Source organism: Niveispirillum sp. FG148, assembly GCF_057809655.1.
This window is the reverse complement of record NZ_JBMDKJ010000006.1, coordinates 270295-284165: the sequence shown is the minus strand read 5'-3', so window position 1 is coordinate 284165 and position 13871 is coordinate 270295. Positions and strand designations below refer to the sequence as shown.

The 13871-nt window shown below is 66.8% G+C and carries 12 protein-coding genes; 8 read left to right on the top strand and 4 right to left on the bottom strand.

What is annotated here, in order from left to right:
- Position 1 precedes the first annotated feature (1 nt).
- Positions 2-1159, bottom strand: coding sequence for a Re/Si-specific NAD(P)(+) transhydrogenase subunit alpha (locus tag ACODTW_RS09525; RefSeq protein WP_488945741.1), 1158 nt, complete (start codon positions 1157-1159; stop codon positions 2-4).
- A gap of 538 nt (positions 1160-1697) precedes the next feature.
- On the opposite strand from ACODTW_RS09525, the gene ACODTW_RS09520 reads away from it, so the two are divergent.
- Together ACODTW_RS09520 and ACODTW_RS09515 are read left to right on the top strand one after the other, a co-directional pair.
- Positions 1698-1910, top strand: coding sequence for a hypothetical protein (locus ACODTW_RS09520; RefSeq protein WP_488945740.1), 213 nt, complete (start codon positions 1698-1700; stop codon positions 1908-1910).
- A gap of 85 nt (positions 1911-1995) precedes the next feature.
- Positions 1996-2973 carry an NADPH:quinone oxidoreductase family protein gene (locus ACODTW_RS09515; protein ID WP_488945739.1) on the top strand — a complete coding sequence of 326 codons (978 nt, stop codon included), beginning with the start codon at positions 1996-1998 and terminating at the stop codon, positions 2971-2973.
- Positions 2974-3117: 144 nt separating this feature from the next.
- On the opposite strand, the gene ACODTW_RS09510 is transcribed toward ACODTW_RS09515, so the two are convergent.
- The gene (locus ACODTW_RS09510) at positions 3118-4422 is read right to left on the bottom strand and encodes an ammonium transporter (RefSeq protein WP_488945738.1); all 1305 of its coding nucleotides are present in this window, start codon (positions 4420-4422) and stop codon (positions 3118-3120) included.
- A gap of 505 nt (positions 4423-4927) precedes the next feature.
- On the opposite strand from ACODTW_RS09510, the gene glgC reads away from it, so the two are divergent.
- Together glgC and map are read left to right on the top strand one after the other, a co-directional pair.
- Positions 4928-6217 (top strand): glucose-1-phosphate adenylyltransferase, encoded by a 1290-nt coding sequence (gene glgC, locus ACODTW_RS09505; protein WP_488945737.1) that lies wholly within the window; start codon positions 4928-4930, stop codon positions 6215-6217.
- A gap of 163 nt (positions 6218-6380) precedes the next feature.
- The gene (map, locus tag ACODTW_RS09500) at positions 6381-7205 is read left to right on the top strand and encodes a type I methionyl aminopeptidase (protein WP_488945736.1); all 825 of its coding nucleotides are present in this window, start codon (positions 6381-6383) and stop codon (positions 7203-7205) included.
- Here map and ACODTW_RS09495 read toward each other — a convergent pair.
- Positions 7162-8619: an MFS transporter gene (locus ACODTW_RS09495; RefSeq protein WP_488945735.1), complete on the bottom strand. Its 1458-nt coding sequence runs from the start codon at positions 8617-8619 to the stop codon at positions 7162-7164. The two genes, map and ACODTW_RS09495, sit on opposite strands and share 44 nt — an antisense overlap.
- 115 nt (positions 8620-8734) lie before the next feature.
- Between ACODTW_RS09495 and ACODTW_RS09490 the strand changes: the two genes are divergently transcribed.
- A complete protein-coding gene (locus ACODTW_RS09490) occupies positions 8735-9676 on the top strand; it encodes a LysR family transcriptional regulator (RefSeq protein WP_488945734.1) in 942 nt (313 codons plus the stop codon).
- 42 nt (positions 9677-9718) lie between these two features.
- Positions 9719-11230: a glycogen synthase GlgA gene (gene glgA, locus ACODTW_RS09485; RefSeq protein WP_488945733.1), complete on the top strand. Its 1512-nt coding sequence runs from the start codon at positions 9719-9721 to the stop codon at positions 11228-11230.
- Here glgA and ACODTW_RS09480 read toward each other — a convergent pair.
- Positions 11179-11706 (bottom strand): hypothetical protein, encoded by a 528-nt coding sequence (locus ACODTW_RS09480; RefSeq protein WP_488945732.1) that lies wholly within the window; start codon positions 11704-11706, stop codon positions 11179-11181. The two genes, glgA and ACODTW_RS09480, sit on opposite strands and share 52 nt — an antisense overlap.
- Positions 11707-11823: 117 nt before the next feature.
- Between ACODTW_RS09480 and ACODTW_RS09475 the strand changes: the two genes are divergently transcribed.
- Positions 11824-12273, top strand: coding sequence for a cyclic nucleotide-binding domain-containing protein (locus ACODTW_RS09475; RefSeq protein WP_488945731.1), 450 nt, complete (start codon positions 11824-11826; stop codon positions 12271-12273).
- A gap of 106 nt (positions 12274-12379) precedes the next feature.
- Positions 12380-13834 carry a M48 family metalloprotease gene (locus ACODTW_RS09470; protein WP_488945730.1) on the top strand — a complete coding sequence of 485 codons (1455 nt, stop codon included), beginning with the start codon at positions 12380-12382 and terminating at the stop codon, positions 13832-13834.
- Positions 13835-13871 lie beyond the last annotated feature (37 nt).

Sequence of the window (13871 nt, the reverse complement as noted above, 5' to 3'; positions counted from 1 at the left end):
CTCAGGCGGCGGGCTTGTTGAACGACGGATGCACGACGGCGCCGTCACGGGTCAGGCCCGTGCCCTTCACCACATCATCCTCCCAGTTCATCTTCAGCACCTTCGTCTCCTTGTCGACGAAGGGCGTGATGAAGTTCAGCAGGTTCTTGGCGTAAAGGGCGGAGCTGTCGACGGCGATGCGGCTGGGCATATTGATGCGGCCCACGATTTTCACGCCGTACTTCTCCACCACCTGGCCGGCCACGGCCCCTTCGACATTGCCGCCCTGTTCACAGGCCAGATCCACCAGGATCGCCCCCTGCTTCATGGTCTTCAGCATGTCATCGGTGACCAGGATCGGGGCCTTGCGGCCGGGGATCAGGGCCGTAGTGATGACGATGTCCTGCTTCTTGATCGTCTCCGCGATCAGGGCCGCCTGCTTGGCCTGATATTCCTTGGACATTTCCTTGGCATAGCCGCCGGCCGTCTGCGCCTGCTGGAACTCTTCATCCATGACGGCAACGAAGGTACCCCCCAGGCTTTCCACCTGCTCCTTGGTGGCCGGACGCACGTCGGTGGCCGACACCACGGCTCCCAGGCGCTTGGCGGTCGCGATGGCCTGCAGGCCCGCCACGCCGGCACCCATGACCAGGGCGCGGGCCGGCGGCACGGTACCGGCCGCCGTCATCATCATGGGAAACGCGCGGCCGAATTCGTTCGCGGCCTCGATCACGGCGCGATAACCGGCCAGGTTCGACTGCGACGACAGGATATCCATGCTCTGCGCGCGGGTGATGCGCGGCATGAACTCCATGGCGAACGCGTCGATCTTGGCGGTGGCATAGGCGGCCACCGTCTCCGGCGCGCCATAGGGCGACAGGGCGGCGATCAGGATGGCACCGGGCTTGATCAGCGCCAGTTCATCGACCTCGCCCTCGCCGGCCGACAGCGGCCGTTGCACCTTCAGCACGATGTCGGCACCCGACAGCGTGGCCGTCACATCCGGGGCCACAGTCGCACCGGCAGCAGCAAAAGCGTCGTCAGTGATGGCAGAGCCCAGGCCGGCGCCCGACTCGACGGTCACCTCGAATCCCAGGCCGATATATTTGCGTACCGTGTCCGGTGTCGCCGCGACGCGCATTTCATGCGCCCGGCGTTCTTTCGGAATGGCGATTTTCATGCGATCCGATTCCCCCTCTTAAGTCCTCGTGCCCGTAAGGCGACCCAGGTGGCCGGGGTTCCTTTAAGGATTATGCCGGCCGTTCATTTTGCATCTGCACGATGACGCATCCGGTAATCTTTGTGAAGCTTTCCGGGGCTGCCTTGTCATGAAGTTGAAGTGACCGACCATCAGGCGGAATGGCGGTGCCGGGATCACGGACAGATAATTCCGTTGGCGGTCGCGACGGGCCGGGGGAGCCTTGTTTGCTAACGCCGTTTCACATGCAGAAGATGCCGAAACACGGGCCACCCTTTGCAAGGACTGGAATTTCAGGCTGCGCGCCGGACGGATTTTGTAGTGGAACTACATTCTCACCCTTGCGACCAAGGTCCGGCTTGCCAGGATTCGCGGCAGACTCCCAACGGCAGGCCGGATTTGCCATGCGAAAGCCTGGGGGGCCCCTTGCGCCCAGCCCTTGCGTGCAAAGGACGGACTGGACCCGCCACGCGCTTCCGTCGCACAGTGGCACCAGTCGATTTCCACATTGTCCGGACCCATGACCGAGCCCCAGATCCCCGAAAAGCACCCGCTGGCCGATGCCGCCCGCACCCTGTTCAAGGAACTGACCGACGCGGGCCGCCCCGTCGTGGGCACCGGCATTGGCGAGGGGCGCATTTATCTGCGCGTCGCCGGCCCCGACCATGGCGCCCCGGCCGAATATCGGGGCTATCCCGTCACGGTGCTGACGGACGAGGGCATCAAGCGATAGGCGCATCAGCGCTAAACACTTGACCGCGGCTTCCCTCCCCCGCACCCTTCAAACAATTGTTTGAACGAACCATGGGGAGGAAACAATGCCTGTCGCCTTGCAATGCACCGAGTTCGGCCCGCCGGAGAAGCTGTCGCTGGCCGAGGTGCCTTCCCTGCCGCTGGCGGCCGGTGAGGTGCGGATTGCCATCAAGGCCGCCGCCCTGAATTTCGCCGACACCCTGATCATCGAGGGCAAGTACCAGGAAAAGCCGCCCTTCCCCTTCACCCCCGGCATGGAATGCGCCGGCATCGTGACGGAAGTGGGCGACGGCGTGCGTCACCTGAAGCTGGGGCAGCGGGTCATGGCCCTGTCGGCCAAGGGCGCCTTCCGCAGCGAAACGGTGGTGGAGGCCGGTGCCGTCCTGCCCATTCCCGATGCCATGGACTTCACCATTGCCGCCAGTTTCCCCGTCGCCTATGGCACCTCGCATCTGGCCCTGACCGACCGGGCGCAGCTGCAAGCGGGGGAGACGCTGCTGGTGCTGGGCGCGTCGGGCGGCGTCGGCCTGACGGCGGTGGAGATCGGCAAGGCCATGGGCGCCCGGGTCATCGCCGCCGCGTCATCGCCGGAAAAGCTGGCGGTGGCGCGGGACCATGGTGCCGATGAGGTGATCGATTACACGGCCGAGGATCTGAAGACCCGGCTGAAGGAACTGGCGCCCAAGGGCGTGGATGTCGTGTTCGACCCCGTCGGCGGTGATTATTTCGACGCGGCCCTGCGCAACATCGCCTGGTGCGGGCGCATCATCACCATCGGCTACGCGGCGGGCCGCATCCCGCAGGTGCCGGCCAACATTCTGCTGGTGAAGAACTGTGCCGTGCTGGGCCTGTTCTGGGGCAATTACCGCAAGCATAACCCGCAGCGCCTGGGCCAAAGCCTGCTGGAACTGCTGGCCCTTTGGGGTCAGGGCAAGCTGCGCCCCCATGTCTCCCACGCGCTGCCGCTGGCCGACTATGCCAAGGCCCTGCGCCTGCTGTCGGGCCGGCAGGCCACGGGCAAGGTCGTGTTGACGGTGGAGTGATCGGGTGAGGTCGCGCCCTCTCCCTCCCATTGGCTCCAACCTGTGGAAGGGCGAGGGCATCCCAAACACCCAACACCCCAAAAACAAAACCGCCGCACCGGTTGCCCGATGCGGCGGTTCCATTTCAGGCTGATGCCCGAAGACTTACTGGATCGATTCGCCGTGCAGGGCGATGTCCAGACCGTCACGCTCGGCTTCCTCGTCGACGCGGACACCGACGATGGCCTTCACGATGAACAGGATGATCGTCGTGACGACGGCCGACCAGATGACCGTGGCGCCGATGCCGTAGATCTGGGTCCAGATCTGACCGACATTGCCTTCCAGGGCACCCAGCGGGCTGGAGGCACCGGTGATGGAGGCCTTGGCGAAGACACCCGTCAGGATGGCGCCGACAATACCGCCCACACCATGCACGCCCCAGACGTCCAGGCTGTCGTCATACTTCAGGGCATGCTTCAGCGTGGTGGAGGCGAAGTAGCAGATGACGCCAGCGGCGACACCGATGGCCAGGGCGCCGTCGACACCGACGAAGCCCGAGGCCGGGGTGATGGCGACCAGACCGGCCACGGCGCCGGAGATGGCACCCAGGACCGACGGCTTGCCCTTCACGCCCCATTCGACGAACAGCCAAGCGAGAGCGGCCGTACCGGTGGCGACCTGCGTCACCAGCATGGCGAAGCCCGCACGGCCGTCGGCGGCCACGGCGGAACCGGCATTGAAGCCGAACCAGCCAACCCACAGCATGGACGCGCCGATCAGCGACAGGACCAGGTTGTGCGGCTTCATGTCCGACGTGCCATAGCCCTTGCGCTTACCAAGGAAGATGGCCGTGACCAGACCGGCCACGCCGGCATTGATATGCACGACCGTACCGCCGGCATAATCCAGCACGCCGTCACCGCCCAGGAAGCCGCCGCCCCAGACCCAGTGACAGACCGGGCTGTAGACCAGCAGCGACCACAGGCCCATGAACAGCAGCAGGGCCGAGAACTTCATGCGGTCTGCGAAGGCGCCCGTGATCAGGGCCGGGGTGATGATGGCGAAGGTCATCTGGAAGGTGACGAACACCGATTCCGGGATCGTCGTGGCCGGCCAGAGCGAACCGACCTCCATTCCCGACAGGAAGGCCTTGGACAGATCGCCGATATAGGCATTGCCCGCCCCGAAGGCCAGGCTGAAGCCGGCGACCACCCACAGCACCGTGACCAGCGCGGTGATGGCGAAGGACTGCATCACCATGGTCAGGACGTTGGGCTTGCGGACCATGCCGCCATAGAACAGCGCCAGACCGGGAATGGTCATGAACAGCACCAGGGCTGTCGAGGTCAGCATCCACGCGGTGTTGCCGGTGTCCAGGGTCGGGGTCGGTGCCGCGTCCTGAGCCAGCGCCACACTCGGGGCCAACGCCAAGCACGCCGCGATAAGGGTCTTCAACATACGATTCATGTGGCTCCCCATTCTTGTGGGCACGGGGCCGACCGGGCCACCGCACACGCCGATGTTCCCTTATTCAAAGTCCGTGCCGCAGCGCAAAGCGGCGGAATCCCTCAGCCTGCCTGTGACCGGAATCCACGCACGCACCCATCAAACCCCCTCCGAACAGGGTAAAATGCATAAATTTTAGGCGATTCCAAATGGGATAAAAACCAGCAATATTCATTTATTTCAAAGTATTACCCCAAAATCCCCCACCCCGTCGGACAGGAATCAGCGGTCAAAAATGTGACAGGCTAAAAAATAGGCAGATCGATTGAGGGCAATGCACGCGCTGGGGACCGGGGGCCGGAGCCCCCTGTCTTCGCCATTTCGCTGCCTGCCCTGCCTGGAAAAGCGGCGGTGCATACGTATCCGGGGATGACCGGAAGGGGCGGCCTGTGCGAGCATCACGCCATCGATACAGCCGCCACGCGAAGCGGCGGCGCATAGCATCAATGGATGGGAGGATCGGGAATTGGTGACCAGTCAGTCCGAACCGCGTCTGGACCGCGATCTGCGGCAGGCGCCGCGCCATGCCCTGGCCCTGGTGCTGGCCGGCGGCCGTGGCAGCCGGCTGAAGCAGCTGACCGACCGGCGCGCCAAGCCGGCGGTGCATTTCGGCGGCAAGTTCCGCATCATCGATTTCGCGCTGTCCAATTGCATCAATTCCGGCTTCCGCCGAATCTCCGTCATCACGCAGTACAAGTCGCATTCCCTGCTGCGGCACTTGCAGCGCGGCTGGAACTTCCTGCGTGGTGAGATCGGCGAATTCATTGATCTGCTGCCCGCCCAGCAGCGCATCAACGAGACCAGCTGGTATCAGGGCACGGCCGACGCCGTTTACCAGAACCTGGACATCCTGCGCTCCCACAAGGCGGAGTTCGTGCTGATCCTGGCCGGCGACCATATCTACAAGATGGATTACGCCAACATGCTGGCCAGCCACATCCGCACCGGCGCGGATGTGACCGTGGGCTGCATTGAGGTGCCGCGCATGGAGGCGACGGGCTTCGGCGTCATGCATGTGGATGATGACAACCGCATCGTCAGCTTCCTGGAAAAGCCGGCCGACCCGCCCGCCATGCCGGGCAAGCCCGACATGGCCCTGGCTTCCATGGGCATCTACATCTTCAATGCCGATTTCCTGTACGCGCATCTGGAACGCGATGCCGCCGACCAGACCTCCTCGCGCGATTTCGGCAAGGACCTGATCCCCTATCTGGTGCAGACTTCCAAGGTCATGGCCCACCATTTCAGCGACAGCTGCGTGCGCAACCGCGCCATGCCGGGTGTCGCCTACTGGCGTGACGTGGGCACCGTCGATGCCTATTGGGAAGCCAATCTGGACCTGTGCAAGGTCTCGCCCGACCTGGATCTCTATGACCGGGAATGGCCGATCTTCACCTATCAGGAACAGCTGCCCCCGGCGAAGTTCGTCTTCGACGATGATGGACGGCGCGGCATGGCCGTGGACAGCATGGTGTCGGCCGGCTGCATCACCTCAGGTTCCATCGTGCGCCGGTCGCTGCTGTTCAACAAGGTGCGTATCCATTCCTATTGCGAACTGACGGACGCCGTCGTCCTGCCGGAGGTGGAGATCAACCGTAACGCAAGGCTGACCAAGGTGGTCATCGACCGCGGCTGCGTGATCCCCGCCGGTCTGGTGGTAGGTGAGAACCCGGAGGAGGATGCCCGCCGCTTCTACCGGTCCGAAGGTGGCGTCGTCCTGATCACGCAGGAGATGCTGGACAAGCTGGAGGGCTGATACCAGGGCACGCCGGCAAGTGAGGCACCGACTCACAGGCCGGCGGCTGCGGGCGCCAGAAACAAGGCCGGCGACCGCCGCCCCGCCGCGCGTGCGGCGCAAGCCAAGCCGCCGGATGGCGGCGCCCGGCGCGTGAGGGCGCAAGCGAACAAGGGAAAACAGGATGAAGACCTATCCGGGCAATTTCGTGCTGGACCCGCTGGGCCGGCGGGTCGTCCTGCACGGGGCCACGGCCTTCGCCGCCCTGCACCGGGCGGGTGGGGTCGCGGCCGCCTGCCTGGACCATCTGGCCCCCTTCGTCGTGCCGGGCGTCAGCACGGGCGAGCTGGATGACCGGGTGGAGGCATTCCTGCGGGCCCACGGCGCCATCCCGGCCACGCTGGGTTATCACGGCTATCCCAAATCCTGCTGCATCTCCCCCAACCACGTCGTCAATCACGGCATCCCGTCGGCGCAGACGCGGCTGAAGGATGGTGACATCGTCAATATCGATGTCACCGCCATCGTCGATGGCTGGTATGGCGATACCAGCCGCATGTATCTGGTGGGCACTGTGACGCCCAAGGCCGCGCATCTGGTCCGCACCACCTATGACGGGATGATGGCCGGCATCAGTCAGGTGGCGCCGGGTAAACATCTGGGCGATGTCGGCCATGCTGTGGAGCGCACGGCCAAGGCGGTGGGCTATTCCACGGTCCGCGACTATGTCGGCCATGGCATCGGGCGCGTTTTCCACGACGCGCCCGACGTGCTGCATTTCGGCAAGCCCGGCAAGGGCATGAAGCTGGTACCGGGCATGGTCTTTACCGTGGAGCCGATGTTCAACCAGGGTGGCCCCGGCGTGCGCACCCTGCCCGATGGCTGGACCACCATCACCCGTGACCTGTCGCTGTCGGCGCAGTTCGAACATACGGTTGGCGTGACGGAAGATGGGGTGGAGATCTTCACCCTTTCCCCGGCGGGACTGCATTGCCCGGTACCGGCCTGACCACGCGACGGGTGGCGACCAGGCGGCCGAACCGGAGCAGGCACAGCACGGCAGCGACCAGCAGGCCCGCCGCCAGAAAGCCCCTGTGCATCCCGTCCGCCACCTGACCGGGGGAGGCAGCGGCAAGATCGGATGTACCCACAGTCAGGGCAAAGACGGCGCCCAGACAGGCGGCCCCGGTAATCAGGCCCAGATTGCGCGACAGGTTCAACAGGCCGGAGATCAGCCCGCGCCGGTCCGCCGGCTGCCCGCCCATCACGCCGGTATTGTTGGCCGCCTGGAACAGGGCGTAGCCGCTGGTCATCACGGCGATGGGGCCCATATAGCCCGCGACACCCCATTCCACCCGCGACGCGAACAGCAGCAGGCAGCCAAGACCAACACCGGCCATGCCGGCCAGGGTCATCCGGTCGGGGCCGAACCGGTCCACGGCCCGGCCCGCCGGCATCCCGGCCAGGGCGGAGATGCAGGGCCCCGTCGCCAGCACCAGCCCCGTCATCGCCGGGTTCAACCCCAGGACCCGCGTCAGGTAGAAAGGGCCCAGCACCAGCGTCGCCATCATGATGGTGGAGATCAGGATATTGGCGAACAGCCCCCCGCACAGGCCCCCATCCCGGAACAGGGAAAGCTGCAGCATCGGGCTGGCCGCGCTGACCTGCCGCAGGATGAACAGACCGGCCAGCAGCAGCGTCGCCGTCAGCAGCACCGGACCGGTCCCGTCCGCACGCTGTCCGATGGTCATGGACAGGGCATAGGCGGCCAGGGTCGCCGCCAGCAGCAGGGTGCCGAGCAGGTCACCGCCCGCCTGACCGGCCGTGCTGCGGCCAGGTGCCGGCACCTGGGTCCGGACCAGCGCCAGCGCTGCCAGGCCCAAGGGCACATTGACCAGGAACAGGCCGGGCCAGCCGGCCAGCGCGATGGTGACGCCGCCCAGCGACGGGCCCAGTGCCGTACCCACGGCCGACATGCTGCCCAGCATGCCCATGGCCCGGCCGGTGCGGGCCTTGTCCACCGTGTCGCCCACCAGGGCCATGGACATGGACATCATCATGGCCGCCCCCAACCCCTGCAGCGCCCGCGCCGCGATCAGCGCCGTCAGCGACGGCGCCAGCCCGCACAGGGCCGATGCCAGGGTGAAAAGCCCGATGCCCGTCAGCAGCAGGCGGCGCCGGCCAATCCGGTCGCCCAGGCGGCCCGCGCTGACGATCAGGGTGGTGGTGGCCAGGAGATAGGCCAGCACCACCCATTGCACCTGGGCGAACGGCACCGCGAAGGCCTGCGCCAGGGTCGGCAGCCCGACATTGGCGATACTGGTACCCAGCGATGACAGCAGGATGGACAGCGACAGGGCGGGCAGGACCCACCGTCCGCCCGGATTACCCGACACTTCCACTTGTTCACCTTGACCCGCCATTGTCCGCTCCGCTGCTGGTTCTTCGACGTGATGACGCTACGGGGCGGTCTGATGTGGCGGAAGGCGCAGCAGTCACACTATATTCGTGCATGAAACGCCATATATGCCGGGCCCCATGAATCCGCCTGACCTGAACCTGCTGGTCACCCTGGACGTGTTGCTGGCGGAAGGCAGCGTGGCCAGGGCCGCCCGCCGCCTTCGGCTCAGCCCGTCGGCCATGAGCCGGGCCCTGGCCCGACTGCGCGAGGCGACGGGCGACCCGTTGCTGGTGCGGGCAGGCCGCGGCCTGGTCCCCACGCCGCGCGCGCTGGAGCTGCGCGAACAGGTGGGCGCCATCGTCGATCAGGCGCGTGCCGCCCTGCGCCCGGCTGCCACGCTGGACCTGTCCCGCCTGGACCGCATCTTCACCCTGCGGGCCAGCGAAGGTTTCGTGGAAACGTTCGGTGCGCCGCTGATCACGCGCGTGGCGGCCCTGGCCCCCGGTGTACGCCTGCGCTTCATGGCCAAGCCGGAACGGGACAGCGCCCAGTTGCGCGACGGTACGGTCGATCTGGAAACCGGCGTGGTGGGGTCGGACACGGGCCCCGAACTGCGGGTGCAGTCCCTGTTCCGCGACCATTTCATCGGCGTGGTCCGCGCCGGTCACCCGTTGCTGGAAGGGCCGGTGACGGCGACGGCTTATGCGGCGGCGCCCCATGTCGCCGTAACACGGGCGCGGCCGGACCCAGGCCCGGTCGACCAGGCGTTGCTGGCCTTGGGACTGGAACGCCGGGTAGCGGCCTATGTGGCCGGCTATGCAGGCGCCCTGGCCGTTGCGCGCGGCAGCGACCTGGTGGCAACCGTATCCGACCGGCACACGGCCGCGCTGCGGGCCGGCATGGCCACGTTCGATCTGCCCATCCCTATCCCGTCGGTCAGCGTCTCGCTGCTGTGGCATCCGCGTCTGGATGCCGATCCCGCCCATCGCTGGCTGCGGGGGCTGGTGCGCGCCGTCTGCGCCGGCGATATCTGGGGCGACGACCCCCTTGCTGAAAGCGGCGGATACGTTCACTCATAGAGTGCGGCCCGTCACCCCCGATCAACCATCCCGGACCCCATCATGCGCGTTCTTTTCGTCACGTCGGAATGCCTGCCCTATGTGAAGACCGGGGGGCTGGGCGATGTCGCCGGCGCGCTGCCCGCGGCCCTGCGGGAAGTGGGCGTGGATGTGCGCATGCTGCTGCCGGGCTATCCGGGCGTGCTGGAACGGCTGGAAAATACCAAGGTGCTGCGCGATCTGCGCGGCCTGCCGGGCCTGCCTTCGGCCTCTCCAGCCCGGCTGGTGTCGGGACGCGGGGTGGATGGCGGCACCGTCTATGCGCTGGACATTCCCAGCTTCTTCGGCCGCAAGGGCAATCCCTATCTGGGGCCGGATGGGAAGGACTGGTCCGACAACCATCTGCGCTTCGCGGCCCTGGGCCGGGTGGCGGCCCTGATCGGGCTGGCCGGCGATGGCGGGACGGGGCGGGCCGCCTGGAAGCCCGACGTGCTGCACGGCCATGACTGGCAGGCGGGCCTGGCGGCGGCCCATCTGCATTTCCCGCTCTGGCCGCTGGCTGGGGCCAAGCGACCGGGCACGGTCTTCACCATCCACAATCTGGCCTTCCAGGGCCTGTTCCCGGCCGACACCGTGCCGACCCTGGGCCTGCCCTGGGACGGGTTCACGCCGCAGGGCTTCGAATTCTACAGCCAGCTTTCCTTCCTGAAGGCGGGGCTGGTCTATTCGGACCGGCTGACCACGGTCAGCCCCACCTATGCCACCGAAATCCAGGGGGAGATTTTCGGCTTCGGCATGGATGGGCTGCTGCGCGCCCGCGCCGACGTGCTGGACGGCATTCTGAACGGCATCGACACGAAGGCCTGGGACCCGGCCGGCGACCCGCAGATCAGTGCCCATTACGATGCGGGCAGCCTGCCCGCCAAGGAAGCCAACAAGGCCGACCTGCAACGCGCCTTCGGCCTGTCACCCGATATCCACGCGCCCTTGTTCGGGATTGTCAGCCGCCTGACCGACCAGAAGGGCATCGACCTTGTGGTCCAGGCCATCCCGCATCTGATGGCGCGGGGCGCACAGCTGGCCGTGCTGGGCACGGGCACGGCGTCGCTGGAACAGGCGCTGGCCGGGGCGGCGCGGCATTATCCCGGTCGCGTCGGGCTGGTGCTGGGCTATGACGAGGCCTTGTCCCACCGGTTGCAGGCGGGCGTGGATGTGCTGATGGTCCCGTCGCGCTTCGAGCCCTGCGGCCTGACCCAGATGTATGCCCTGCGCTACGGTACCCTGCCGCTGGTCAGCCGCGTGGGCGGGCTGGCCGATACCGTGACCGATTGCACCGACGATGCCCTGACCGACGGCACGGCCACGGGCTTCACTTTCGGCCCCGTCACGGTGCCGGCCCTGCTGAACGCCATCGACCGGGCGCTGGCGCTGCATCCGCAGACCGACCGCTGGCGCCACGTGCAGAAATCGGCCATGGCGCGCGACGTATCCTGGGCCGCGTCCGCCCGCCATTATGTCGATACCTACAGGGCGGCCATGGCCGCCGCGGACCCGTCGGGCACCCCGTCCAGCTGAACGGCATCCGTCAGCAGCGGCGCCAGTTCCGGGCCCACCACCGCCCCCGAAGGCCACAGGCCGATCCGGGGCGGGTCCGGCCGGCGCCGGGCCATTTCCAGCAGCGGCCGCAATTCAAACCGGAACAGGGACGGGGCCCCGTCCAGCACGATCAGCCGCGGCCGCATGCCCGCGAACAGCGCCAGGAGTGCGGCCGCCCGCCGCTTCTTCCAGGACCAGTCGGCACGATGGCCATCGGCGTCCAGCATGACCTCCGGCGCATCATCCCGCACCCAGGCCGGCGGCAGCGGCACCAGCGTGACCCCGTCGGGCACGGCACCCGGCGGCGGCAGACCACCCCAGGCCAGCAGCACACCCTGTCCCCCCATCTGCTGCCCCGCCGCCGCCAGCCGGGCGGCCAGTTCCAGCCGCGCCGCCCCCTGATCAGGCCGCATCGGCTGTGCGCGGAACAGGATGGCGTGGGGGTAGCAGGTCACGGACAATGGTCGCAGGCCGGTGATAGGACAGATGGCAGGGCTGGACAGACGGGAATGGTTGGGGTCCACTATGACCACAAGGTACCACAAAAGAACAGGTACCGCAGGGAGGGTGGATTGAGCGCCGATCTGACCACGCAGGTAGAGGCATTGCGCCGCCTCCCCCTGTTTGCCGCCATTGAATTGTCGAAACTGAAACTGCTGGCCTTCACCAGCGAGGTGGTGCGCTTTGCCGATGGCCAAGCGCTTTTCGCGCAGGAGGAGCCGTCGGTCGCCGCCTTCGTCCTGTTGTCGGGCCGCATCGACGTGGAAATCGCCACGGCCGGCGGAACGATGCCGCTGAGCAGCCTGAACGGTTCCGGCATCGTGGGTGAGGTCGGCGTGCTATGTGACCGGCCGCGCATGGCCACGGCGCGGGCGGTCGGCGACGTGGTGACGCTGCGCATCAACCGTGACGCCTTCTTCCGGCTGATCGACGAATTCCCGCAGATGGCCGTCTGCATCCTGCGGGATGTCGCCATGCGCCTGGACTTCACCACCCGGGAACTGGCCCGCGCCAGAAGCTGAACGCGCATCGGTGACAAGGGCCGCTATGCCGTGCGGAGGGCTTCCTGCCGCCACAATTCTTTGGCATAAGGCGGAATGAACATGATTCAAGATCGGGAAACACCCCATGGCCCGTCTGATCCGCCTGCTGCCGCTGGCCCTGCCCCTGTTCCTGGCTGCCTGTTCCACCAACCCCGTCACCGGCGACCGGCAATTGACGGGGCTGATGCCCCCTGAAAAGGAAGCCGCGATCGGCGCCCAGCAGCATCCGGAGATGCTGCGCGAATTCGGTGGCCGGTATGAGGATGCGAAGCTGCAGGCCTATGTCGACCGGCTGGGCCAGACACTGGCCGCCAGGACGGAGGTGCCGGGCACCCGCTACACCTTCACCGTCCTGGACAGCCCCATCGTCAACGCCTTCGCCCTGCCCGGCGGCTATGTCTATGTCAGCCGCGGCCTGATGGCGCTGGCCAGCAGCGAGGCGGAACTGGCCGGCGTCGTGGGGCACGAGATCGGCCATGTCACAGCCCGCCATGCCGCCGACCGCTATGGCCGCGGCGTGCTGGCCCAGGGTGGGGCCGCCATCGCCGGCATCTTTCTGGGACAGGGTGCGGGCCAGATCGCGCAGAAGGGGGCAGAGGCGGCTTTGGCCAGCTTTTCCCGCGGGCAGGAGCTGCAGGCCGACAATCTGGGCATCCGCTACATGACGGCCGCCAATTACGATCCGCGCGAAATGGCGGGTTTCCTGGCCAGCATGGGCCGGCATGCGCAGCTGGAGGCGCTTCTGGCCGGGCAGCCGGGTAAGGCCGACCAGTTCTCCTATCTTCAGACCCATCCGCCCACGGGCGACCGGGCCGAACGCGCGGCGGCGGTGGCATCACAGATGCCGTCGGCCCATTTCCTGGTCAATCAGGATGCGTATCTGAAGGCCATCGACGGCATGATCTATGGCGACAGTCCCGATCATGGCCTGGTGCGCGGCCGGGTCTTTGCCCATCCGGGCCTGGGCATCCGGTTCGAGGTGCCCGACGGCTTCCGGCTGCTGAACGGGGAACAGGCTGTCATCGCCCTGGGCCCCGACGACGCCCAGATCGTCTATTCGCAGGGGCAGGCCCAAGGCGCCTTCAGTGCGGCCGACTATATCGCCAATGTCTGGGCCAATGGCACAGCACTCACCGATCTGCGGCCATTGACCATCGATGGCCTGCCGGCGGCGACGGCGGTGACCCGCCTGTCCGGGAAGGACGGCCCTGTCTTTGCCCGTCTGGTCGCCATCGTGTCGGGGCCGGGACGGTATCACCGCCTGCTGTTCCTCTGCCCGCTTTCCACCGCCGACCGGTACATGGCGGGCTTCCAGGCCACAGCCCAGGGCTTCCGCCGCCTGAAGCCGGAGGAAAAGGCAGGCCTGAAGCCCTATCGCCTGAAGGTGGTGCAGGTGAAGCCCGGCCAGAAGGTGGCCGACTTCGTGGCCGCCATGCCGTTGAAGGATCACGCGGAGGAGCGGTTCCGCGTGCTGAACAACATCCCGCCCGGGACGGAACCCCGGCCCGGCATCTGGGTGAAGACCATTCAGGAAGGATAGGGCGGGTCCGATTGTTGCCGCCATCCTCGTCTCTCCT